This window comes from Streptomyces capitiformicae (assembly GCF_002214185.1).
GTDB classification, from domain to species: Bacteria; Actinomycetota; Actinomycetes; order Streptomycetales; family Streptomycetaceae; genus Streptomyces; species Streptomyces capitiformicae.
The window spans coordinates 10370110-10391962 of sequence record NZ_CP022161.1 but is presented as its reverse complement, the minus strand read 5'-3'; the positions used below and the strand labels follow the sequence as shown (position 1 = coordinate 10391962).

At 70.5% G+C, this 21853-nt stretch carries 15 protein-coding genes; 4 read left to right on the top strand and 11 right to left on the bottom strand.

Translation table 11 applies throughout. From position 1 onward, the window contains the following. Positions 1–131: 131 nt before the first annotated feature. From CES90_RS46505 to CES90_RS46480, 6 genes are read right to left on the bottom strand one after another with little or no spacing between them, the layout of a single operon-like run. The gene (locus tag CES90_RS46505) at positions 132–830 is read right to left on the bottom strand and encodes a maleylpyruvate isomerase family mycothiol-dependent enzyme (protein ID WP_189788214.1); all 699 of its coding nucleotides are present in this window, start codon (positions 828–830) and stop codon (positions 132–134) included. Continuing rightward, positions 827–1699: a fumarylacetoacetate hydrolase family protein gene (locus CES90_RS46500; protein ID WP_189788213.1), complete on the bottom strand. Its 873-nt coding sequence runs from the start codon at positions 1697–1699 to the stop codon at positions 827–829. Before CES90_RS46500 ends, CES90_RS46505 begins: the two co-directional genes overlap by 4 nt. Next, a complete protein-coding gene (locus tag CES90_RS46495) occupies positions 1696–2859 on the bottom strand; it encodes a cupin domain-containing protein (protein WP_189788212.1) in 1164 nt (387 codons plus the stop codon). Before CES90_RS46495 ends, CES90_RS46500 begins: the two co-directional genes overlap by 4 nt. Then, on the bottom strand, positions 2849–4522 hold the full coding sequence (locus CES90_RS46490; RefSeq protein ID WP_189788211.1) for a (2,3-dihydroxybenzoyl)adenylate synthase: 1674 nt from the start codon (positions 4520–4522) through the stop codon (positions 2849–2851). The genes CES90_RS46495 and CES90_RS46490 overlap by 11 nt, the downstream gene beginning before the upstream one ends. Next, complete coding sequence (locus tag CES90_RS46485; RefSeq protein WP_189788236.1) at positions 4515–6638, bottom strand: acetate--CoA ligase family protein; 2124 nt, start codon at positions 6636–6638, stop codon at positions 4515–4517. Before CES90_RS46485 ends, CES90_RS46490 begins: the two co-directional genes overlap by 8 nt. 2 nt (positions 6639–6640) lie before the next feature. Then, on the bottom strand, positions 6641–8173 hold the full coding sequence (locus CES90_RS46480) for an FAD-dependent monooxygenase (protein ID WP_229914474.1): 1533 nt from the start codon (positions 8171–8173) through the stop codon (positions 6641–6643). A gap of 213 nt (positions 8174–8386) precedes the next feature. Here CES90_RS46480 and CES90_RS46475 point away from each other — a divergent pair, with 213 nt between their 5' ends. Together CES90_RS46475 and CES90_RS46470 are read left to right on the top strand one after the other, a co-directional pair. Further along, on the top strand, positions 8387–9193 hold the full coding sequence (locus tag CES90_RS46475; protein ID WP_189788209.1) for a PaaX family transcriptional regulator: 807 nt from the start codon (positions 8387–8389) through the stop codon (positions 9191–9193). A gap of 710 nt (positions 9194–9903) precedes the next feature. Next, positions 9904–10362, top strand: a complete 459-nt coding sequence (locus CES90_RS46470) for a hypothetical protein (RefSeq protein WP_189780735.1) — start codon at positions 9904–9906, stop codon at positions 10360–10362. On the opposite strand, the gene CES90_RS46465 is transcribed toward CES90_RS46470, so the two are convergent. From CES90_RS46465 to CES90_RS46450, 4 genes are all read right to left on the bottom strand, one after another. Beyond that, positions 10347–10811 (bottom strand): DUF6174 domain-containing protein, encoded by a 465-nt coding sequence (locus tag CES90_RS46465; protein WP_229913571.1) that lies wholly within the window; start codon positions 10809–10811, stop codon positions 10347–10349. The two genes, CES90_RS46470 and CES90_RS46465, sit on opposite strands and share 16 nt — an antisense overlap. A 283-nt stretch (positions 10812–11094) precedes the next feature. Then, positions 11095–11700: a hypothetical protein gene (locus CES90_RS46460; RefSeq protein ID WP_189780734.1), complete on the bottom strand. Its 606-nt coding sequence runs from the start codon at positions 11698–11700 to the stop codon at positions 11095–11097. Positions 11701–11889: 189 nt separating this feature from the next. After that, entirely contained in the window at positions 11890–13881 is a 1992-nt protein-coding gene (locus CES90_RS46455; RefSeq protein WP_189780733.1) for a ricin-type beta-trefoil lectin domain protein, read from the bottom strand. A 355-nt stretch (positions 13882–14236) separates the two neighbouring features. After that, the gene (locus tag CES90_RS46450; protein ID WP_189780732.1) at positions 14237–18160 is read right to left on the bottom strand and encodes a glycoside hydrolase family 2 TIM barrel-domain containing protein; all 3924 of its coding nucleotides are present in this window, start codon (positions 18158–18160) and stop codon (positions 14237–14239) included. A gap of 246 nt (positions 18161–18406) precedes the next feature. Between CES90_RS46450 and CES90_RS46445 the strand changes: the two genes are divergently transcribed. Then, positions 18407–19318 (top strand): DMT family transporter, encoded by a 912-nt coding sequence (locus CES90_RS46445; protein ID WP_189780731.1) that lies wholly within the window; start codon positions 18407–18409, stop codon positions 19316–19318. Positions 19319–20114: 796 nt separating this feature from the next. Here the strand turns inward: CES90_RS46445 and CES90_RS46440 are convergent. Next, positions 20115–20666: a YcxB family protein gene (locus CES90_RS46440; RefSeq protein WP_189780730.1), complete on the bottom strand. Its 552-nt coding sequence runs from the start codon at positions 20664–20666 to the stop codon at positions 20115–20117. Between the two features lie 304 nt (positions 20667–20970). On the opposite strand from CES90_RS46440, the gene CES90_RS46435 reads away from it, so the two are divergent. Next, the gene (locus CES90_RS46435; protein ID WP_189780729.1) at positions 20971–21726 is read left to right on the top strand and encodes a formylglycine-generating enzyme family protein; all 756 of its coding nucleotides are present in this window, start codon (positions 20971–20973) and stop codon (positions 21724–21726) included. Positions 21727–21853 lie beyond the last annotated feature (127 nt).

Genomic DNA, 21853 nt, shown 5'->3' with positions numbered 1-21853 from the left:
GGCGGCCCGCAGTTCGTTCGCGACGGGGCGCCAGGCCCAGCCGCCGTGGCAGGCGCCGGTCACCAGGACGAAGGGCTCGCTCATGCCGATCTCCTTTGATCGAATATCGATATCGAGCTGCGGCGACCGGTTCACAACCAGGTCGGGATGTCGGGGAGTTCACCCGTGACGTGCAGGTCTTCAGCAGTGCCCCGGCCGGTGAGCCACGCGGCCAGGGCGTGCGGCGGTCCGGAGACCGTGGCGCCGACGGGGCCGGTGCCGAGCGTGAGGCTGCCGTGGCCCTCCGCGCTCAGCTCGACGCCGGTGCCCGGGGCGACGCGGGCCGTCATCCACCCGGCCACATCGCGTACGAGGGCCCAGGCGAGGTCGGGGGGCAGGACGTCCATGCCGACGCCGACCCGCAGGTCGACCAGGTGGATCCAGACCTCGCGGGCGCGCAGCCACGGCACCTCGGACGCCGGGATCTCGCGGCCCTGCCCGCTGGTGACGGTGGCCGACCAGTCGTCGTCCGACAGCGCCTCGGCGGCCTTCCGGAAACGCTCGGCGGACTCCCGTACGTCTGCCCGCTGTTCGGCGAGCGGGCGGCCCGCGCCGGCCTCGATGTCCGTGGCCCGTTGGTCCGGTGAGGCGTACATGGGGGTGGGGATTCCCGTGCGGGCCCAGGTCAGCAGGTTGACCAGGGCGTCGGCGTTGCGGGCGAGGTGGGTGAGGAGGTGGCCGCGGGTCCAGCCGGGGAGGGCGGACGGTTCGGTGACGGCGTCCGGCGGCAGCGCGTCGACCGCCCGCCGGAGCCGTGCCTGCCCGTCCGCGACCCAGTCGAGCACCTTCACGGCTTGTCCTCGACGACCGTGTTGACGCACTCCCCGATGCCCTCGACGACCGTCCGCACGACCTGGCCCGGCTTCAGGAACACCTTGGGGTCGCGGGCCGCGCCCACCCCGCCGGGCGTGCCGGTGAGGACGAGGTCGCCCGGCTCCAGGGTCGTGAACGTGCTGAGGTACGCGGCGATGTCCGCCGGGGTGAACAGCAGGTCGGAGGTGCGTGAGCGTTGCATGACCTCGCCCTCGACCTCCAGTCGGATCTCCAGGTCGGCCGCGTCGTCGATCTCGTCGCCGGTGACCAGCCAGGGCCCGGCCGGGGTGCTGGCCTCCCACGCCTTGCCCTGCAGCCACTGCGGGGTGCGCCACTGCCAGTCCCGCATGGAGATGTCGTTGACGACGGTGTAGCCGGCGATCGCGGCCGCCGCCTCCTGGCTGGTGGCCCGGCGGGGCAGCCGGGAGCCGATGACGAAGCCGAGTTCGGCCTCCCAGTCCAGCTCTTCCGTCTCGCCCGGGTGGACGATGTCGTCGCGGGCGCCGAGCAGACAGTTGGCGAACTTGGCGAAGAGGGCGGGGTGCGACGGCATCTCGCGGCCCATCTCCGCGATGTGGGTGCGGTAGTTGTGGCCCACGCAGAAGATCTTGGCCGGGGTCGTGACGACGGGGGCGAGGTCGAGGGCGGCCGCGTCGTGCGCGGGGCCGTCGGCGGCGGCCGCGGCCGTACGCCAGTCGGGGCGGCGCAGCAGGGTGGCGACGTCGGGGGCGCCGACCTCCACGGCACGGTCGCCGTCGAGACGGACGGCCGCCGTGCCTCCCCCAGCCTTCGGCCGGGGGGACCCCCATCTCACTTCGTTCGCGGTGCGGATGGTGGCGAGCTTCATGCGGTCGTGCTCCCGGTCGTTTCGGTGCGGGTGGTCGTTTCGGTGCGGGTGGTCGTTTCCGTACGGGCGAGGTTGAGCGCCTCGTAGAGGGGCGCGTCGTTGAAGGTGAACAGGTCGAGCCGGGTGTCCGCGGCGATGGTGAGGGCGCACCAGGAGGGCACGGCGATCAGGTCGCCGGCGGCCACCTCGATCACCCGGTCGTCGAGGGTGACGGTGCCGTTGCCGCGGAACACCTGCCAGACCGAGGAGCCGACGGTGCGGCGGGTGGCCGTGGTGGTGCCCGGGCGCAGCCGGTGCATCTCGGTGCGCAGGCTGGCGAGGGCGTCGCGGCCGGTGGCGGGGTTGGTGAAGCGGATGCCCGCGCGGCCGGGCTCGATGACGCCGGGGTGTCCTTCGTCCTCCAGCTCCAGCTGGGCGGTGAGGGCGTCGTCGGTGTCGGCCCAACGGTAGGCCATGAGCGGGGAGTTGGGGGTGTCCGGGGCCGCGATCGGGCGCAGTCCGGGATGACCCCACAGCCGCTCGTTGCGTGACCGGGACGGGGTCGAGCGGTCCGACACGCCGTCCTCGCCGAACTCGAAGAACCCGGCGTCGAGTCGGTGGACGAGCGGGATGTCGAGGCCGTCGAGCCAGACCATGGGCTCGTCGCCGACGTGGTGGTGGCCGTGCCAGTGCATCGACGGGGTGAGGAGGAGGTCGCCGGGGCGCATCTCGACCGCGTCGCCGTTGACGACCGTCCACACGCCCTCGCCCTCCAGGATGAACCGGAACGCACCCTGCGAGTGCCGGTGCGCGGGGGCGACCTCGCGCGGGCCCAGATACTGGATCGCCGCCCACAGGTTGGGAGTCGCGTACGGGCGTCCCGGCAGGCCCGGGTTGGCGAGCGCGATGGCCCGGCGTTCGCCGCCGCGCCCGACCGGCACCAGGTCGCCGGACCGGCGGGCGAGCGGCAGCAGGGTGTCCCACTGCCAGACGTGCGGTACGGCGCCGGGCCGCGGGGTGAGCGGCATCAGGTCGCCGATCTCGGTCCACAGCGGGATGAGCCCGGCCGCCGCGAATCCGTCGTACAGCTTCCGCAGGTCGGGGTCGGTCTCGTCCGGGGCTATGACCGGCACGGAGGCGGTGGCTGTGGCCGGCGTGGTGCCGTCGGCGTCAGTGGTCATCGGGGGTTCCTTCGGCGTCGAGGCGGCGCGCGATGTCGGCGCGCAGGGCCTTCTTGTCGATCTTTCCGACCTTGGTGGCGAGGAGTTCGGGGACGGTCACCAGCCGGTCCGGGAACTTGAAGCGGGCGGTGCCCGCGCGCTCCATGACGTGGTGGATGTCGTCGAGGGTGACGGTGTGATCGGGTTCCGGTACGACGTAGAGGCAGACCCGCTCACCGAGTCGGTCGTCGGGCATGGCCACGGCTGCGGCGCGGGCCACGCCCGGGGTCTGGTACGCGAAGTTCTCGATCTCCTCGGCGGAGATGTTCTCCCCGCCCCGGATGATCATGTCCTTGTCGCGGCCCTCGACGACGAGGTTGCCGTCGGGCCGCAGCCGCACGATGTCGCCGGTGCGGTACCAGCCGTCCTCGGTGAACGCGCGGGCGTTCTGCTCCTCGGCCCGGTAGTAGCCGCGCGGGGTGTACGGGCCCCGGGTGAGCAGCACACCGGGGCTCCCCTCCGGGAGCGGGTTGCCCAGTTCGTCCACGACGAGAAGCTCGTCGTCGTCGCACATGGGGCGTCCCTGCGTCGTACAGATGACGTCCTCGGGGTCGTCCAGGCGGGTGTAGTTGAGGAGACCCTCGGCCATGCCGAACACCTGCTGGAGTGTGCAGCCCAGTTCGGGGCGGACGCGGCGGGCGACGTGGTCGGCGAGGCGGGAGCCGCCGACCTGGAGGAGACGCAGCGAACTCAGGTCGTGCCCGGGGTGCTCCCGGTGGTGGTCCAGCCAGCGCTGGGCGATGGCGGGCACCAGGGCGCTCACCGTGACGCCCTCACGCTCGACGATCGGGAACGCCTTGTCCGGGTTGGGCGAACCGAGGACGACCCGGCCGCCGTTCAGCAGCGTCCCGAGCAGGCCCGGGCAGGCGAGGGGGAAGTTGTGTCCGAGGGGCAGGGCGGCGAAGTACACCGTGTCGGGGCCGAGTTCGCAGACCTCGGCGCTGCGGCGGGCGTTGTAGAGGTAGTCGTCGTGCGTGCGGGCGATCAGCTTGGGCAGTCCGGTGGTGCCGCCGGAGAGCAGGAAGACGGCGATGGAACGGCTGTCGGGCCGGTAGGCGTCCATGGCGCCCCGCGCGTCCCGGGTGTCGGGCGCGGCGCACAGTTCGCGCAGGTCCACGGCGCTGTCGCCCACCTTGTCGCCAAGGACCAGGATGTGGGCGAGAGTTGATGAGGCGTCAGCGATCTCGAACGCCATGGACTGATGGTCGTGGTCCTTCAGGACGTCCGGCACCGCGATGGCCACCGCCTCGCTGTGCTCCACGAGATGACCGATCTCGTGTCTGCGATGGCCGGGCAGCGCCATCACCGGGATGACGCCGAGGCGCAGGCACGCGTAGGTGAGGATCACGAACTCGACCGTGTTGGGCAGCTGCACCACGATCCGGTCGTCCGGCCGCAGGCCCAGCGCGGCCAGGCGCAGCGCCGCGGCGTCCGCCTGCTCGGCGAGCTGCCGGTACGTCACCCTCCGGTCGCCGTCGACGACCGCGATCGTGTCGGGGGCCGCGTCGGCGGCGGCGTGCAGCCGGTCGCCGAGGGCGATGCCCTCCCAGTAGCCCTTCGCGGTGTAGCGCTCGGCGTACTCCGCCGGCCAGGGCACAGCTCCGTCGCTGCTAGGCCTAGGCATGGTCGTTCTCCTTGGTGGGCGTGGGCACGGTGGGCGTGGGCACGGTGGGCATGGGCACGGTGGGCATGGGCACGATCACGGCGTCCAGGGCGATCAGTCCGTCGGCCGTGAGCCGCAGCGGGTTGATCTCGATCTCGGCGGTCCTCGGGCTCGCAGCCAGGGCGGCGGCGAGCGTGGCGGCGACGCGTCCGAACTCGGCGCGGTCCAGTACCGGCCCGCCGCGCCAGCCGTCGAGCAGGGCACGGGCGGCCAGTTCGTCGGGCATCGTGGCGGCCTCGGTCACGGGCAGCGGGGCGAGCCGGATCGCCACGTCGGCGAGCGCCTCGGCGGCCGTACCGCCCAGCCCCGCCAACACGACCGGCCCGAACACCGGGACACGCCGCACCCCGAGCACGAGGTCGACGCCGGCCGGGGCCATCGCCTCGACGAGGTAGCGGCGATCGGGGCCGATGGCGTCCAGCGCCACGTCGAGCTCCTCGGCGGTGCGTACGCCCAGGTGGACCCCGCCGATCTCCGTCTTGTGCAGGATCGCGGCGTCGAGCACCTTGACGGCGACGGGGCCGCCCAGCCGGCGCAGTGCCTGATGGGCCTGGGCACGGTCGTCACAGGCGACGCGGTCGGGGGTGCGGATACCGAGTCCGGCGAGGAAGGTCTTGGCGGCGTCCTCGTCGAGAGGGCCGGCGGGTACGGGCGAGGACGCGTGGGCCTCGCCTCCCAGTGCCGGTGACATCTCGCCCGCCTCGCCCCGCAGGGCCCTCCCCCGCGCGTCCCTCACCAGCGCCCGTACCGCGTTGGCGGCGGCTGCCGGGCCGGTGAGCGCCGGGACGCCGGCCTTGTGCAGGCGGGCGCGTTGTTCGGTGACGTCCTCGGGGAGGCCGCCGACGACCACCACGGCCGGGGAATCGGCGCCGAGGCCGGCGGCCTGGGCGGCGGAGGCGAGGTCGACGCTGTCGGGCTCGGTCAGGGCGTAGACGGCGAGGAGGACCACCGCGGGGTCGGCGGCGGTGGTGGCGAGTACGCGGTCGAATGTCTCGGCGGGGCGGCCGGTGTCGACCGGGTTGCGCTGGTAGGTGAGCGGCGGCAGCAGCTCGCTCAGCGCGCGCCGCGTGGTCGTGCTCAGCTCCGGTACGGGGATGCCGTCGGTGCCCGCCCGGTCCGCCAGGAGCAGCCCCGGTCCCGCCTGGGCGGTCACGATGCCGAGCCCCGGGGCGAGTTGGGGGCGCAACCGGATACGGGAGAGCGCGGTGAGCGCGTCGACCAGCTCCCGCTCGTCGTCCACGACCACCGCCCCGGCCTGCCGCAGCGCGGCTCGTGTCGTACGCCAGGACGTGGCGAGCGCGCCGGTGTGCGACCGGGCGAAGTCACCGATGTCACTGCGGCCGACGACCAGCGCCACGACCGGTTTCGCGGCGGCCACCCTGCGCACGGCCGCCACCAGGCGGGGTCCGTCCGGCACCGTCTCCAGGTGCAGGGCGACAGCCGTCGTACGGTCGTCCTCCGCGAGGTGCTCCAGGACGTCCGCGGCGGTGACGTCGAGGCCCGCCCCGATGCCGACACCGAGGCTGATCCCGTTCCCGGCGGCGACCAGGTCGAAGGAGAGGGCGTGGTTGACGCCGCCGCTGGCCGCGACGACGGCGATGTCTCCGGCCGGGAGCTGTCCGGCGGCGGGGACGAAGCTGGCGGTCAGACCGAGGTGGGGCGCGAAGAAGCCGGAGGTGTTGGGGCCGAGCAGCCGGATCCCCGTCTCCCGGGCCACGCGGCGCAGTTCGTCCGCGTACTCCTCGCCCTCCGGGCCCGCCTCGCCGAAGCCGCCTGAGCAGACCAGCGCGGCACGGCAGCCGGCGGCGGCCGCCTCGGCCAGCGCTTCCGCACAGCCGGGCGCGGGCACGCACAGAACGGCGAGGTCGAGCCGTCCCTCGAGGTACGCGGCGGCCTCGGCGACGGAGGCGTACACGCCCTCGGCGGGGTCGGGGCGGCGCGCGTTGACCAGGGCGCGGGCGCCGGGGAAGGGAGCCAGGGAACGGGCCATGGCGGCACCGAGCTTCCCGGCCTGCCGCGAGGCACCGATCACGACGACGCCCTCGGGCGCGAACAGCGGAGTGAGGTTGAGATCCATGGTCACGCCTGCCCCACCGAGTCGGTCCGGCCCGCGAAGTCGGCCTGGGCCACCAGATCGGCCCGCCCCGACAGCACCAGGGTTTCGGCCCGGTCGTCGTCCATCGTGTCCTCCACGATCAGCACGGGGACGCCGTACACCAGCCGGGCCTGTTCGGCGAGCAGGGAGCGGGTGAGCGGGGTTCCGTGCTGTACGGCGACGAGCTCGGGCGGCACCTCACGGCTCAGGGCCGCGGCCAACTGGTCGTACGACGAGGCGAGTGCGGCCTCCGCGTCGGGCGCGGTGAGCCACAGGCAGCGGGAGCCCTCGCCGCGCAGCTCCGCGAGCTGGGCCGGGGTCAGCCGTCGGCCGCCGAACTCCATGAACGGGGTGTCGAGGGGGGCCGATCCCTCGTGGGCGACGCGCCAGTCCCGTACGACCCTGTCGACGAACCCGGGGTCGCGGCGGGCGATCCGCTCCTTGCCGATGGAGCGGGAGATGAAGTGGAAGGCGAACTGGGTGGGCCGGAACGCGTCGTGGTAGCGCCCGAAGTTCTCCCACCAGGACAGGCTGGGCCGGGCGGCGCCCTGGATCTTCTCGACCGAGGGCCGGCGGGCGGCCTCGTACGCCTCCAGGGCGGTCGGCAGGTCGTCGCGGTGGGCGAGGAGGCTGTCGGCGAGGGCGACGGCGTCCTCCATGGCCATCTTGGTTCCGGAGCCGACGGAGAAGTGCGCGGTGTGGGCGGCGTCGCCGAGCAGGACGACGTTGCCGCTGTGCCAGCGGTGGGTGCGGCGGGTGCGGAAGTTGCCCCAGCGTGAGTTGTTGACCAGCAGCTGGTGTCCGTTGATCTGCTCGGCGAAGAGCTTCTCCAGGTAGTGCCTGGTCTTCTCGTCGCTGGGCCCCGGCGGCTGCGCGGTGTCGAACTCGTCGAGGCCCGCCCGCCGCCAGGAGTCCTCGTCGGTCTCCACGATGAAGGTGCTGACGTCGTCGCTGATCGGGTAGCCGTGGACGGCGAACGTGCCGTGCGGGCCGCGTTCGTGGACGAAGGTCAGGCCGTCGAAGAGGTAGTTCGTGCCGAACCAGATGAACTTGGCGGTCGCGACCTCGACTTCGGGCACGAGTACGTCGGCGAGCCGGTCGCGGAAGCGGGAGTTGGCGCCGTCGGCGGCCACGATGAGGTCGTAGTCGGCCAGTTGCTCCGGATCGGCGGGGATCTCGTGGCTGAACCGGAGGTCGACGCCGACCTCCTCCGCCCGCCGGTGCAGCAGTTGGAGCAGGGTCTTGCGGGTGATGGCGGCCATGCCGTTGCCGCCGCACCGGACGCGCTGTCCCTTGAGCCGCACCTCGATGTCGTCCCAGTGCCGGCCGTGGTCCGCGAGTGCGGTGCGCAGGACGGGGTCGGCCTCGTGGATGGCGGCCAGGGTCGCGTCGGAGAACACCACGCCGAAGCCGAAGGTGTCCTCCGGACGGTTCCGCTCGAAGACCGTCACCTCGGCCGACGGATCGGCCTGCTTGATGAGCGCCGCGAAGAACAGCCCACCTGGGCCGCCTCCCACGCAAGCGATCCGAGAAACCATGGCTCCGCCTTCAGTTCGAGTACAGGCCCAGACTCAGGCCCGCAGGCATCCTGTGTCAATGGATACACGGGCGTCAATAATTTGTTGCGCATCTTCAAGGCTGCCCCAGCCGCTCCAGCAAGGTGATCCAGAGATCTCCGTCCTCGAACCGCTCATCCTCACGACGGCCGTCCGTGTGACATAGTCATTTTCGTGAAGCCTCGATCGATCGTCTTCGACCTGTTCGGCGACTACGTCCGCTACCGCGGCGGGGACGCCCGGATGCGCACGCTCAGCACGCTGATGGGCTGCTTCGGTGTCGGTGAGAGCACCGTGCGGGTGGTCCTCGCCCGGCTGCGGAAGGAGGGGTGGTTCGATGTCCGGCGGGAGGGCAGGGAGACGGTCTACGCGCTGAACAAGCGCAGTCTCCAGCTCCTCGACGAGGGCCGCTCACGCATCTTCGACCGGGCGCCGACCGACTGGGACCGGCACTGGTACATGGTCATCTACTCGGTTCCCGAGACCGAGCGCGGCGTGCGCGACCGCATCCGCAAGGAGCTGGCCTGGCTGGGCTTCGGCCCCCTGGCCCCGTCCACGTACGTCTCCCCGCACGACCGGCTCCAGCAGGTCCGGGAGAAGTTCGCGGACGAGCCGGCCGTCCGGCTGGACACCCTGCGCTGCCAGTCCGGCGGACTGCCCGTCGACCGCGAGATGGCGGCGCGCGGCTGGGACCTGGCCGCGCTCAACGAGGACTACCGGGAGCTGCTGCGAACCTATCGCGGCCGGATGCCCTCGTACCGGGCCGGGCACCTCAGCCCCGCGGAGGCCCTGGTGGAGCGCATGCGGCTGACGTACGACTACCGCAAGTTCCCCTTCCGCGACCCGGACCTGCCGACCGAGCTCCTCCCGGCGGGGTGGGTGGGCCACGAGGCGTACGAGATGTTCATGGAGGCCCATGATGTGCTCGGCCCGGCCGCCGAGTCCTACTACGACGAGGTGGCCGGGACCCGTCCAGGCTGAGGCACGCCCCGGGGGCGTGTTGCGAAAGTCCCGCCTGCCGCCCGACGCCCGGCACGCTCCCCCACCCTCGGCTTCGCTCGAGCGGGAGGGGCCCCCATGAGCGGGAGGGACCCCCACCGCCGCACCGGGCGAAAGCCCACGTACATCCAGTCCATTCACGGGGCCTTCCGCCCGGCACGCCGAGAGCACGTTCCCCCACTCTCGGCTTCGCTCGAGCGGGGGGACCCCCATGACGCCGCCCGGCACGCCCTTCGGGCGGACGACGGGATTTTCGCAACACGCCCTAGGTGTTCTGTCCCGGGAGGTTGTGGACGGGTGAGCCAGGTCTCGGCTGAGGGATCTTGAACAGGTGAGGGCCTTCCGGTAACCATCACTCCGGTGGAGCGGGGGCCCCGCACACTGGCGCCGTACCCGGCGTCCCGGATCGCACGATCCCCGTAGCCCGAACAGCCCAGGACGCCGCAAGCACAGAAGCCGACCATCACACGATCGAGTCGAACCGTCCTCCTTCACGCTCCTTGGTGAGCAGCTGGCAACCCCCGTTCGACGCAGCCCCGTTCCCGGAGCATGCCCTCACGCGCCCACGCACCCCAGAGTAGGACTCACCACCTTGCCGCGTGCCGGATCCGCTGAGCATTCCGTGCCCTTCACACGTACCCCTTCTCGGGGTGCACTCAGTACGTAGGCAGAGCGCGAACGGAGAACAGGACGTGGTGAGGAAGCTGACGCGTGGCGCCGCGCTGGCTGTGACCCTGGCTGTCCTGCCCTTGATGGCGGCGTGCGGCGGTGGCGGTGACGACGACAAGGCGGCGGACAGGGCGACGGGGGACGAGTCCAGCCCGGTCGCGGCGGTCGTGGCGCCGGCCAAGGTCGAGGTGATCGCGTCCCTCACGGGCTGCAAGGTGAAGATCCGTACCGAGGCGGAGGAGCTTCGCGAGGGGGTGTGCCGCACCGCTGAGGGCGACTACCTCATCACCACCTTCCCGAAGGAAGAGCTGAAGGAGGTCTGGCTGGAGAGCGCCGCCATCTACGGCGGCAAGTACCTGGTCGGCCCCCGCTGGGCCATCTCCGCCAAGCCCGCCGTACTCGACCCGCTGAAGGCCAAGGTCGGCGGCACGATCCGCGATCTGAGCCGACCGACCGCCGCGGAGAGTCAGTCCGGCAGGTAGTCGCTGATCCCGTACAGCGCCTCGTCGTCGATCGCGTTCTCGTCCCAGTCGAGGAAGATACGGGTCGGGTGGCCGTCGGCGGCGCGGTCGATGTCCACGGTGTCCGCGTCGTCCTTCCGAGCCGCTTCCGCCTCCGCCAACAGCTCGCCGATCGTGGGCACTTCGTCGGGCAGATCCCGCACGACCCGCCGCCCACTCTCATCGACCCCGACAGCGTCCACGACCTTCCCGTCCCGGACGGTCACCTCGAACGTCCCGATCAGCGAGCGCTCCCCCTCACTCGACTCCAGCGTGTAGCTGTACGAGGAGAGCTCCCGCCAGTCGGTCGCCGACGCCTTCGCCGACGTCGACTCCTCTGCGCACCCGGAGACCCCCCACCCCAACACCCCGGCCAGTACGACGCCGGACAAGGCACGACGACGGTTCCGCACGGCATCGTTCACAGGCATGGCGTTCCCCCTTCGAAGACGGCCGCCACTGTGACGTCCGGTGGACCGGGAACGTTCACCGGAGTCGGACGGCACAACGCACGAACCCCACCCCGCGGTTCACGGAGTGGGGTTCGAAGTGGAGCGCCGGGCAGGCCTTGCACCTGCATTTCCCCGCAGGAAGCGGGGCGTCTTTCCTTGGACCACCAACGCATTGAGTGCTTCCCGGAGTTCCGGTGAGCGGCTCGTGATCAATCATACGGGATCCGCGGCGACGCACCAACTCGCCCGCAGGGACCCACGTTCACTGGAGCTCCGCCTGGGGTTCGTACTCGATGCGGAGGTACTTGGCGTTCTGCTCGCCGTAGGCCTCGCGGAGGATCGGCTCGGCGGTGCCGGGGTCGTCGACGCCGATGTGGACATAGCCGGTTCCGTCGAGACCGACACTGCGCATGTTGAACGTGCCGTCCCAGCGGCGCATGTCGTCTGCGATGCGGTCGGAGAGGGCGTTGAGGTCCTTCTCGTTGATGTCCCTGTCGTACAGGCGGATGGTCACGCCCTTCTCGGCGGCCCCGCAGATGTCCTCGTCGAAGGCCTCGGAAGGGATGCGGTAGACCTCCGCGGCCTGGCCGTCCTCGTCGACCACCAGCCCGGTGAAGACATCGGCATGACGGCCGTACGCCAGCTTGTCCACGTACCCCAGCGTCCGGTCCAACGGGGTGTCCTCCGGGAGGCCGTGCCCGGCGAGACTGCCCTCCGGCCGCCCGCCGACACACACCTCGGCCGGAACCGACACGTCCTCCACTGTCTGTGTACCGGCGCTCGCGCCCTGGAGCCCGCCGAGCGCCAGCACCGTACCCACCACGACCGCACCCGTACCGACCCTGGCCGCCCGTATCCGCTTGCCCATGTGTGCCCCCTTCGACTCCACGATCGGTACTGAGACGCGGGAGGCGGCCGATGGGTTCGATACCGGCTGTGGAAAGGGCAGTGGCCCGGAGCCGATGCTCCGGGCCACTGCCGACTTCCAGACGCCTCAGGTGTCAGTAGCCCACCGGGAAACGTCGCGTCCGCTCGTTCCCTCGCCGTCGCGTGTCGCTCATGTCAGGCTCCACTTCTGGTTGTTCTGGCCGTTGCACCCCCACAGCACGAGCTTGGTGCGGTTGGTGGTGGCGGCGCCGTACGCGTCGAGGCAGAGCCCGGCGTTGACGTTGGTGATGGTGCCGTCGCTGTTGACGTTCCACTTCTGGTTGGTGGCGCCGGTGCAGTCCCAGATGACGACACGGGTGCCGTTGGTGGTGCCGGCGCCGTGCGCGTCCAGGCACTTGTTGCCGTAGACCACCAGCTCCTTGCGGGTGCTGTTGTACTGCCAGACCTGGTTCTGGCCGCCGTTGCAGTCCCACAGCTGGGCGTCGGTTCCGTTGTTGATCGTGTTGTTGTCGATGTCGAGGCAGCGGCCGGACTGGGCGCCGGTGACGAGCGTGCCGTTCCTGCCGGGCAGTGCTCGTACGACGATGCCTTCGAGGGTGGGGGCGCCGGAGAAGGAGATCGTGTTGGCGCTGCCCTGCTTCAGGGACACGGCGACGGAGATGTTGCCGGGGCTCGAACCGGTCGGCGGGAAGGAGACCTTGGTGGGGGTCTGGCTGCCGTTGACCGTGAGGGTGGCCTTCACGGGGGCGGAGGTGTTATTGGTGTAGGAGACGTCGACCGTCTTCAGGCCGGCGCTGCCGGCGGCCACGCCGGAGAAGCCCGCGGTGCCGTTGTACGTGCTCGCCGACTGCTCGGTGCCGCCCTTGATCGTGAGCATGACCGAAGTGCCCGCCGGGACGCTGGCGGTGTAGCTGGTGCCGGTGGTGGCGACGTTCGTCCGCGTCCACAGGTCCCGGACCGTCGCCGTCGCGTTGGTCAGGCCGAGGTCGGACCAGCGGACGGTCATGTTCTGGGTCGTGGACGTGCGGTTGAGGAGGACGACGGCGCGGTTGCCGTTGCCGGACAGGACCTTGCCGTACACCTGCAGGTTCCTGGTGTCCTCGGCGACCTTGACGCCCTGGAGACCGCGCGGGTCCTGGTCGACGGCGATGACCTCGGGGTTGGTGAGGATGTTCCTCGTCTCGGTGGTGAGGGTGGTGAGGTCGAGACCGGCGAGGAGCGGGGCGCCGGAGATGGCCCACAGGTTCATGTGGGAGCGGTTCTGGGCCGCGCTCAGGCCGTTCATCCCGACGACCATCATGTCGGGGTCGTTGTAGTAGCCGGTGTGCTGGGCTGTGGGGTGGATGTTGCGGTCGAAGGCGGTGAGGACGTTGCCGTACGACGGTGTGCCGCCGTGGAAGAAGATGTCCGAGTTCGTCCGCCACATCGCGCCCATGCCCGGCGCCCAGTTCCAGGGGTTGGAGCGGCCCCAGTTGCACAGGGAGAGGGTGAGCGGGCGGCCGGTGGTGGCGGTCGCGGCGGCCACCGCGTCGCTGATCGCCTGGTAGGTCGTCTTCGAATCGAGGCGCTCGGCGTCACCGCCGCACCAGTCGACCTTCACGAAGTCGAAGCCCCACCTCGAGAACTGGGTCATGTCCTGCTCGTAGTGGCCTTCGCTGCCACTGCCGGGCGCGGCCGGGCGGCCGGTGGGGAAGTAGTAGCCGCAGCCGTCCTTGCCGGCGTCGGTGTAGATGCCCGCCTTCAGGCCCTTGCTGTGGATGTAGTCGGCGATGGCCTTCATGCCGCCGGGCCACTCGGCCTCGTCGACGGTGATGTTGCCCGCGCTGTCGCGGGTGCCCTGCCACCAGCCCTCGTCGATGTTGATGTACTCGTAGCCGGCCTCGCGCAGCCCCGCCGCCACGAATGCGTCGACCTGCTGCTTGATGACGTTGTAGTCCACCTTCGCGGCGAACGCGTTCCAGGAGGCCCAGCCCATGGGGGCCTCGGGCACGGCTATTTGACGATCCGTCACAGCGACTGGAGACGCGTTGAGTTCGGTCGTCGCGGGGGCGGGCGCCTGGCTCGGCTGGGCGAACAGCAGCGCGGCCGTCACGCCGGTCGCCAGGGCGAGGGCCCGTACGGCGGCGGTTCTGCATCTGCGGCGGAGGGAGGGGGATGACATGCGGCTCCTACGGATATCCGGGGGTCGATATCCCGAACAAGGATCGGTTTTCCGAACGTATTGGCTGGCTGAAAGTAGAGCCGCATGATGCGGAAGTCAACGGGTGTGGCAGAGCACATTGGGGCCCCACCGGAGGCCCAACACCACGATGAAACCGAGCCCCGGTTTGGGCTCGGCATCGGGCTTCGGCCGCCGGTTGTATGACGGGAACACGGACACGCCGAGTCTTCGGAAGGCGGCGAGGCGGGCAGGGCTACCTCTGCAACCCGTCACCTCGGCGATCCACTTGATGAAGTCGGCCGCGTCCTCGTTCGCGCCGTGGCCGTGCGTCGCATTACTGATGGCGTTTGCTGCGCTACTCCGTGGCTGTCGGCCGACGCGACGCCCTCGTCGCCTGTCCCACATCCCTCAGTGGCCGCAACCGATATGTGTACGCGTAGTCCCGGCTCGCGAAGAGTTTGTACTCGTCGTGGGTGTGGGCGCCCCAGCTGTTGTCGCCGCCGATGCCCATCTGGCGGTGGTTGACGCGCAGGACGACCTGGTTGCGTGGGGTGAGCTGGAAGTCGTGGCGGACGCCGGCGGACAGGTCCTCCGGGGTGAAGTGGGAGGCGTTGAACTCCAGCAGGGTGCCGGGCTCGGCGGAGACGAGGAGGCCCGAGCCGTTGCGGCCCGTCAGAGAGAGCCAGCGGACATCCGTCTTGTTGCCGTTCTCCTGGGGGCGGATGTACGGGGTCCACTGCTCGGCGACGGTCCCCGAGTACCGGCCGACGTCCGTACCGTCGTTGCGGTCCCAGTGGTTCTCCTCGGGGCCGCGGCCGTAGTAGTGCAGCCGGTCCAGGCGGAGGGGGAGGAAGAACAGGGCGCCGACTTCGGGGATGTACGGCAGTGAGGCCGCGCCCGGGTGGAGTGTGTGGTCGACCTTGATCTCGCCGTTGCCGAAGACGGTGTATGTCGTGGTGTACGTGGACTCCGTGGTCGTCGGCAGGGTGCCCCGGACCCGGATGACGACCGCCCTGTCGGTCAGGGCATGCGCCTCGACGGCCGTGACCTTTCGCCGTGCGCCCGCGTCCCTCCAGGTCTGGTTGCGGGTGTGCTGGCCGTTGCCGTTGTCGTTGTCGGTGGGGGCCCGCCAGAAGTTGGGCACGGGCCCGGAGTCGACCAGCCGGGTGCCGCCCACGACGTACGACGTGAGGGTCCCGGTGCCCTTGTCCACGGTGACCGAGAAGCGGTCGGCCCCGCCCCCGCCCTTACCGGTGACCGTCACCTTCCCCTTGCCGTCGTCGTACGTCAGTGTCGGCACGCTGGTCAGCGGTACCGGCGTCACCGCCGGGCCGCCGGCGTCGAGGGCGAGCTGCTGGCCGGCGACCTCGAAGCCGGACTTGGCCCACGGTGTGCGTTCCCTGGTGGTGAAGGAGAGGCGGAGGAAGTACTCGGTGCCGGGGGCGGGGTCGTCCGGCAGCTTCACGGGGAGCGTGATGTCCTTGCTGGACAGTGGCGGGACGTTCAGCTGGGCTCGGGTGAGGCGGCCGCGCCGGACCACCTCGCCGTCCGCGACCAGCGTCCAACTGCCGTCGAATTCACGGAGGTTGGTGAAGAGGTACTCATTCACCAGCGTTACCTCGCCGATGCCCGGCCGCTGGGTGACATTGATCGCCTGGTAGATCCGTTTGACCTCGGCGGCCTTGCCGGTGTGGCCGCGGTCGGCGAGAACGATGCCGTCGGCGACGAAGGCCCCGTCGTTGGGATGGTCGCCCCAGTCGCCGCCGTACGCGAAGAAGGTCTTGTCGTGCGGCCTTTGGGCTTTCTTCTCCTCGAAGGCGACCGTGGCCGCGTCGAACCAGAAACGTACGCCGTCATCGGACGGCTTTCGGCCGTCGGAGGCCAGTTCCGTGGCGCCGAGGGCACGCGCGTACACCCGGGCCCGTCGGATCGTCCCGCTGAACTCGCGGGTCGGGTTGTCGGTGTCGGTGCCGAGGGCGAGCGGGGCGGTGTTGTTGGCGGGCTTGCGGGTGGTCGTACGGGTGGCCCGCACCTCGCCGTCCACGTACAGGGTGAGGGTGCCGGAGTCGGCGTCGAAGACACCGGCGATGTGGTGCTCGGCGCCGGTCCAGCCCTCGTTCGGTACGGCCCAGCTCACGCTGACCCACTGTCCGCCGCCGTGGATGAAGAACTCGACGCTCTTGTCGGTCTGCTTCAGCGCGTACTGGGTGTCGCCCTTGGCGAGGATCGGCTGGTGGTAGCCGGTGAAGTGCGGGGTGACCCAGGCTTCGAGGGTGAGCGAGCCGGTGAGGTCGAGGGAGGTGTCGCGGGCGAAGACGGTCGCGTAGGTGACGCCCTTGTCGCGGTCGAACGTGCCGGAGGGGTTGACGATCTCACCGCGCAGGGCGTTCGGCCCGGACTCGGTGAACAGCTTCCGCGTCGGGGTCGGGGTGCTCACGGACTGGTCGGCGAAGTCCCAGATCCAGCCGCCCTGCAGGACGTCGTAACGGCGGATCAGATCCCAGTACTTCTTGAAGTTGCCGGTCGAGTTCCCCATCGAGTGCGAGTACTCGATCATCACGTACGGCCGGGTGTCGGCGGTGTCCTTCGCCCGCTGCTCCACCCGCGCCGGGCTGTCGTACATCTCCGAGCGGATGTCGCTGATCGTCGGCCGGTCGTCGCCCTCGTACTGCACGACGCGGGTGGTGTCGTACGACTTGATCCAGTTCCGCATGTTGACGAACGTGCTGCCGCCGCCGGCCTCGTTGCCGAGCGACCAGATGACGACCGAGGCGTGGTTCTTGTCGCGGTGGACCATGTTCCGCGCACGAGCGACACACGCGGCGGACCAGTCGGGGTCGTTGCCGGGGAGGCGGTCTCGGATGCCGTGCGTCTCGAGGTTCGTCTCGTCGACGAGATAGAGGCCGTACTCGTCCGCCAGTTCGTTCCACAGCGGGTTGTTGGGGTAGTGCGAGGTGCGGACGGAGTTCATGTTCATCCGCTTGATGACCCTGATGTCCTTCACCATGTCCGCGCGGGTCAGGGCCATACCGCGCTCCGGGTGCATCTCGTGCCGGTTGGTGCCCCGGAAGGAGACGGGTTTCCCGTTGATCCGCATCAGGCCGGCCCTAAGGGCGAACTCCCTGAACCCGACGCGGTGCGAGAGTGTCTCGACGATCTTCCCGCGCGGGTCGCGCAGCCGCAGCACGGCGGTGTAGAGGTTCGGATGCTCGGCCGACCAGAGGGCGGGGGAGGGAACGGCCTTGCTCGCGTGTACGGTCACGTCCTCCCCGGCGGTGGAGACGACGGCCGTCTGCTGCAGCGGCCGGGACCAGACCGGGTGCCCGCGGTCGTCGTAGAGCTGGGTTTCGACGGAGTACGAGCCGCCGCCGCCCTTCTCGTAGCCGCGCACGCTCGCGGTGACCGACAGCTCGGCGGCCGTGTAGTCGTCGCTGAGCGGGGTGTCCAGCTTGAAGTCACGCAGGTGGACGGTGGGTGTGGAGTAGAGGTACACCGAGCGGAAGATGCCGCTCAGCCGGATCATGTCCTGGTCCTCCAGCCAGTCCCCGTCGGAGTAGCGGTACACCTCGACGGCGAGATGGTTGGTGCGGCCCGGCTTGATGTGCGGGGTGATGTCGTACTCGGCGGGGGTGTACGAGTCCTCGCTGTAGCCGACCAGTTCCCCGTTGACCCACACGTAGTGCGCGGACTTGACCCCCTCGAAGTGCAGGAACGTACGGCGGCCGGACCAGTTCCTCGGGACGGTGAAGGTACGCCGGTACTGCCCGACGGGGTTGTAGGCGGTCGGCGCGGCGGGTGGCTGGACGTCCTCGCCCTTGGCGTTCTTCCCGTTCGGCCCCCACCACGGGTAGGTGATGTTGACGTAGATCGGGTAGTCGTAGCCGTGCAGCTGCCAGACCGCGGGTACCGGGATGGTGTCCCAGTCGCTGTCGTCGACGTCGGTGCCGTAGAAGTCGGGGTCCCGGTCGTCGGGCCGGTCCGCGTACGCGAACTTCCACTTTCCGTCGAGGCTCACGCGGTACGGGGAGTCGGTGCGGTCCGCCTTGAGCGCCTGTCTGACATCGGCGTACGGCATGAGGGTGGTGTGCGGGGGCTCGGTGCCGACCTGGAAGAGGGCGATGTTGCCGTTCCACTCGGGGGTGGCGGCGGCCGCGGTCGCGGTGCGGGGCGCCGCGTAGGTGTCGCCGCCGGGGAGGGCGAGGGCGCCGAGAAGGGCGGCGCCGCCTTCCAGGAGACGGCGGCGGCTGACGGCGACGGGGCGCGGGTGGGGGAGGTGCATTGCCGGGGCCTTCCTCGGGACGACATGGTGCGGTGCACGTACTGAGGAGCGTCGGATGCTGTCCGGTGATGTTGAGAAATCCCGGCAACACTAGGACTTCGAACAGAGTGAGGCAATGAATCTGTCGGACTTTGTGTGGTCGTGAGTGGCGCGAGGGAGGGGTGGGGAGCCGGCTGAGGGGGCCGTGCGGGTGGGTCCCGCTGGTGTCGCGGGGGTGGGGCGGGGGCCCGTCGTTACGGTGCCCGCATGGTGGCGGGTCTGGTGCTGGCGCTGTGCGCTGCGGTGTGCATGGGGATGGCGACGGTGTGGCAGGCGGTGGGGGCGCGGCGGGCGGCGGCCGATGGGGAGGGTTCACGGGGGCGGATCGTGGCGAAGGCCCTGCGGGGCTGGCCGTTTCTCGCCGGGACGGGGCTGGACACGCTCGGGTTCGTGGCGCAGGTGGTGGCGTTGCAGCTGGTGGCCCTGTTCCTGGTGGAGGCGTTCGTCGCCGCTTCGCTGGCGGTCACGGCGGTGGTCGGTACGGCCGTACTGGGGCTGCGGCTGCGGCGCGTGGAGTGGGGTGCCGTCATCGTCGTATGCCTCGGGTTGGCGACGCTCTCGGTGTCCGCCGGGCGCGATGGGCCCGGTGACGGCGACCCGCCGATGCGGGCGGCGATGCTGGTGGCGTCGGTGCTGGTGGTGGCGGTGGGGTGGGTTCTGGGTGGGTTGCTGCGGCGCGGTCGTCCCGTCGTCCTCGGTGCCACGGCCGGCCTGAGCTTCGGCCTGACCGCGATCGCCGTCCGCCTGCTGCCCGACGCGACGGTGCCGACGGTGTTCGCCAACCCCGCCGCGTACGTCGTGGTCGTCTCCGGCGTCGGCGGCTACCTCCTCCTCGTCCAGGCCCTGCAGTCCGGTTCGGTCACGGCGGCCACGGCGGCGATGGTGATCTGCGAGACCGTGTGGCCGGGCGTCTTCGGCGTGGTCTGGCTCGGCGACACGACGCGGCACGGGTACGGAGGGCTGGCCCTGGCGGGGTTCGTGTGCTGTGTCGCGGGGGCGGTGGCGCTGGGGCGGTTCGGGGAGGCCGAGGGGGCGCCGACGGCCGAGGGGGCGCCGACGGCCGAGGGGGCGCCGACGGCCGACGAGGCGACGAAGGGCCATGGGGTATCGGATCGATGACATGCGCCAGGGCTGCGTGGGGCGCCGACGGTCGTGGGGGAGCGGAGCGGGGGCGGCAGCCGGGGCGGCGGAGAAGACCGACAGCGGAGAGACGGGAGGGTCCGGCCGGTGACCTGCGGCTGCGTGGGCCAGGTCGGCCGGGGGGGAGGGGGGATGCGGACCCTGGCGGTCACCCGGCCGTGGCGACCATTCCCCCACGGCGGCGGAGTAGCGGCGGACCGTGAGGCCCTGTGGCCGGCCCGCGTCTCCCGGACCGCCGTCAGCGGACGAGCGGTTCGATCCTGATCAGAAATGGACCTTCCTGTTCTACTTCACCGAAGACGCCAGCGCACTGGTGGCCTGCGCCCGCCTGCAGCGGTGGGTCGAACGATCACCGCTTCAGGAGTTCGATCCGACGCCCTCAGCGGTCGGCTGTTGCGAGGCTTGAGCTGACGCCTGCGACCGCCCGGAGTTGCTGGCGTCCGTCGCGGTTGATGTCAGCCATGGATGTCAGGTGGCCCGCCGGTGCGGCTACGGGCGACGGTAGACAGCAGGGTCGATTCCGGGTGCCGGAGCCCGGGACAAATCCAGGTGGCACGGGTGGTCGGGGTCGCGTACCGCCAACACGCTTTCCAACTGTGGTGGTGGGGTGGTGGGGTGTGTGCGGGGGCGTTCACCTGCGTTCATCCAAGGTTGATCGCCAACGTGAGTCGGCCTCGTGGTCTCCGTTGAACGGCCGTGAACGCAGCTGAATGAGACGGAAACTGAGACGGTCCCTGGCGGGAGATGCCTCCCGTGCAGGCTCACAGACCTTCGTCTAGAGCCGCTTCAGGTTCCGGTCCAGGATCGCCCGAAGCCGGTCAACGTCTCCGCGGTCCTGGGCGCCCCGCTTGGGCAGCACCGCGACTCCGGCCGCGCGGTCGCCACTCAGCAGCACGAAGAGTCCGGGCGTCTCCAGGTATTCCCGGAACACCGTCCAGTCCACGGTGAAGGACACCCGCTCGCCTGTGCTGACCGCGCCGTGGTCGTCGGCCACCATGCGGCACTGCCCGTACGGCTCCACGATGCTGAACATCCGGCGGGCCATGGTGCGCAGCCCTCGCACAGTGGCCCAGAACGCGACTGGCACGGCGAGTACCAGCGAGATGATCCACACGGGCAGCGGGGCATCCTGGAGAACCGAGAAGACGCTCACGGCGATTAGCGCCACGAGCGGCGCCATGAGTGCCTGGGCCCGCCCCGACGGTGACCGACGAGCTCGTGCACGGAGCGCCTCTTCGAAGTCCGCTGCCGTTGGCCTGTAGACGAACTCCACGGCCGTACCGGAGTCCGTGTGCTGGTGTGAGGGATCCCCGCCCTTGCTGTCCATGGGCAGGGATCGTAGCGAGGAGCTGTGAGGCGGATCCGACCAGCTGGGCCAAGGTCCACCGTGCCCTTGGCTATCGCCGGGCACGATTGGGCACTCAACTTGGGAAGCTGCGATCGGTCGAGGCTGAATCGGGCGCTGACCCGCACTCTCGCAGGTGCCGTCGGCTTTCACCGTGATTCCCCGCTGTTCCCCGCTCGATCTGGTGCGGTAGTGGTGCAGAGCTGCGGCGTCCAGGAGGTGATCAGCTGACCAGACTCCCTTCCCGGGCACCGTCCGGGATGCCCGGCTGCTAGCGTCCGGCACCATGTGGGCTCAAGAGATCGTGGCCGGTCGACCGGCTTGGCGGCACATCCCTTCCGGAGTGGTCTTCCGGGCCGTTCCCGGTGGGACGTTCCGGATGGGCTTGTCCGACGCGGAACTGGACGCGGTTCGTGCCATCGAGCGGGCCGAAGGCGCCGATGACGACCTCAAGGCGTTCTTCGCCGGCGCTGACCAGGCCCGGCCGGTGCGAGAAGTGCGGGTCGAGCCGTTCCTGATCGCCAGGCATCCGCTCACGGTGGCACAAGCACGGCACTGGCTCCCCGAGTACGAGGACAGCTTCGCCGAATCGGATTCGAGTACGGCCCGGTTCGAGGACGACTTGGACGACCTGCTGGGGACGCTGCCGTTCCGGCTGCCGAGCGAGGCGGAGTGGGAGTATGCGGCCCGGGCAGGTACGACCACTCTGACCTTCCGCGGGGAGGGAAGGCCGGACGAGGACCAGGTGCTCGACGATTTCGCCGACGAGGAGCGCACTGCCGCGGCTGAGAACGCCTTCGGGCTGGCGGGGATGGGGTCGGCGAACGAGATCTGCGCTGACGTGTGGATCCCGCATTTCACGGATGCACCGGTGGATGCACGCCCCCGCACGGGGGACGGACCGCGAGTGGTGCGCGGAGGCGGCGGCGACCTTTCTCCGTGGCAGGGCTGCGACGAGTGGCTGCTGTTGCTCTCCGCCACCCGCTATGAGTTCCAGGACTTCACCGCGGTCCGTCCCGTAGCACCCGTGCCAACCAGTTAGGGACATGCCGAGCACAGAGGCAACACGTAGACAGGGTGCGGACCCTGGGAGCTCCGGTACGGCAACAGGTCCCCCACCGGCGGAAGAACTGCGGACAGGGAGTCTGTGGGTGCAGGCTCACTTCTTC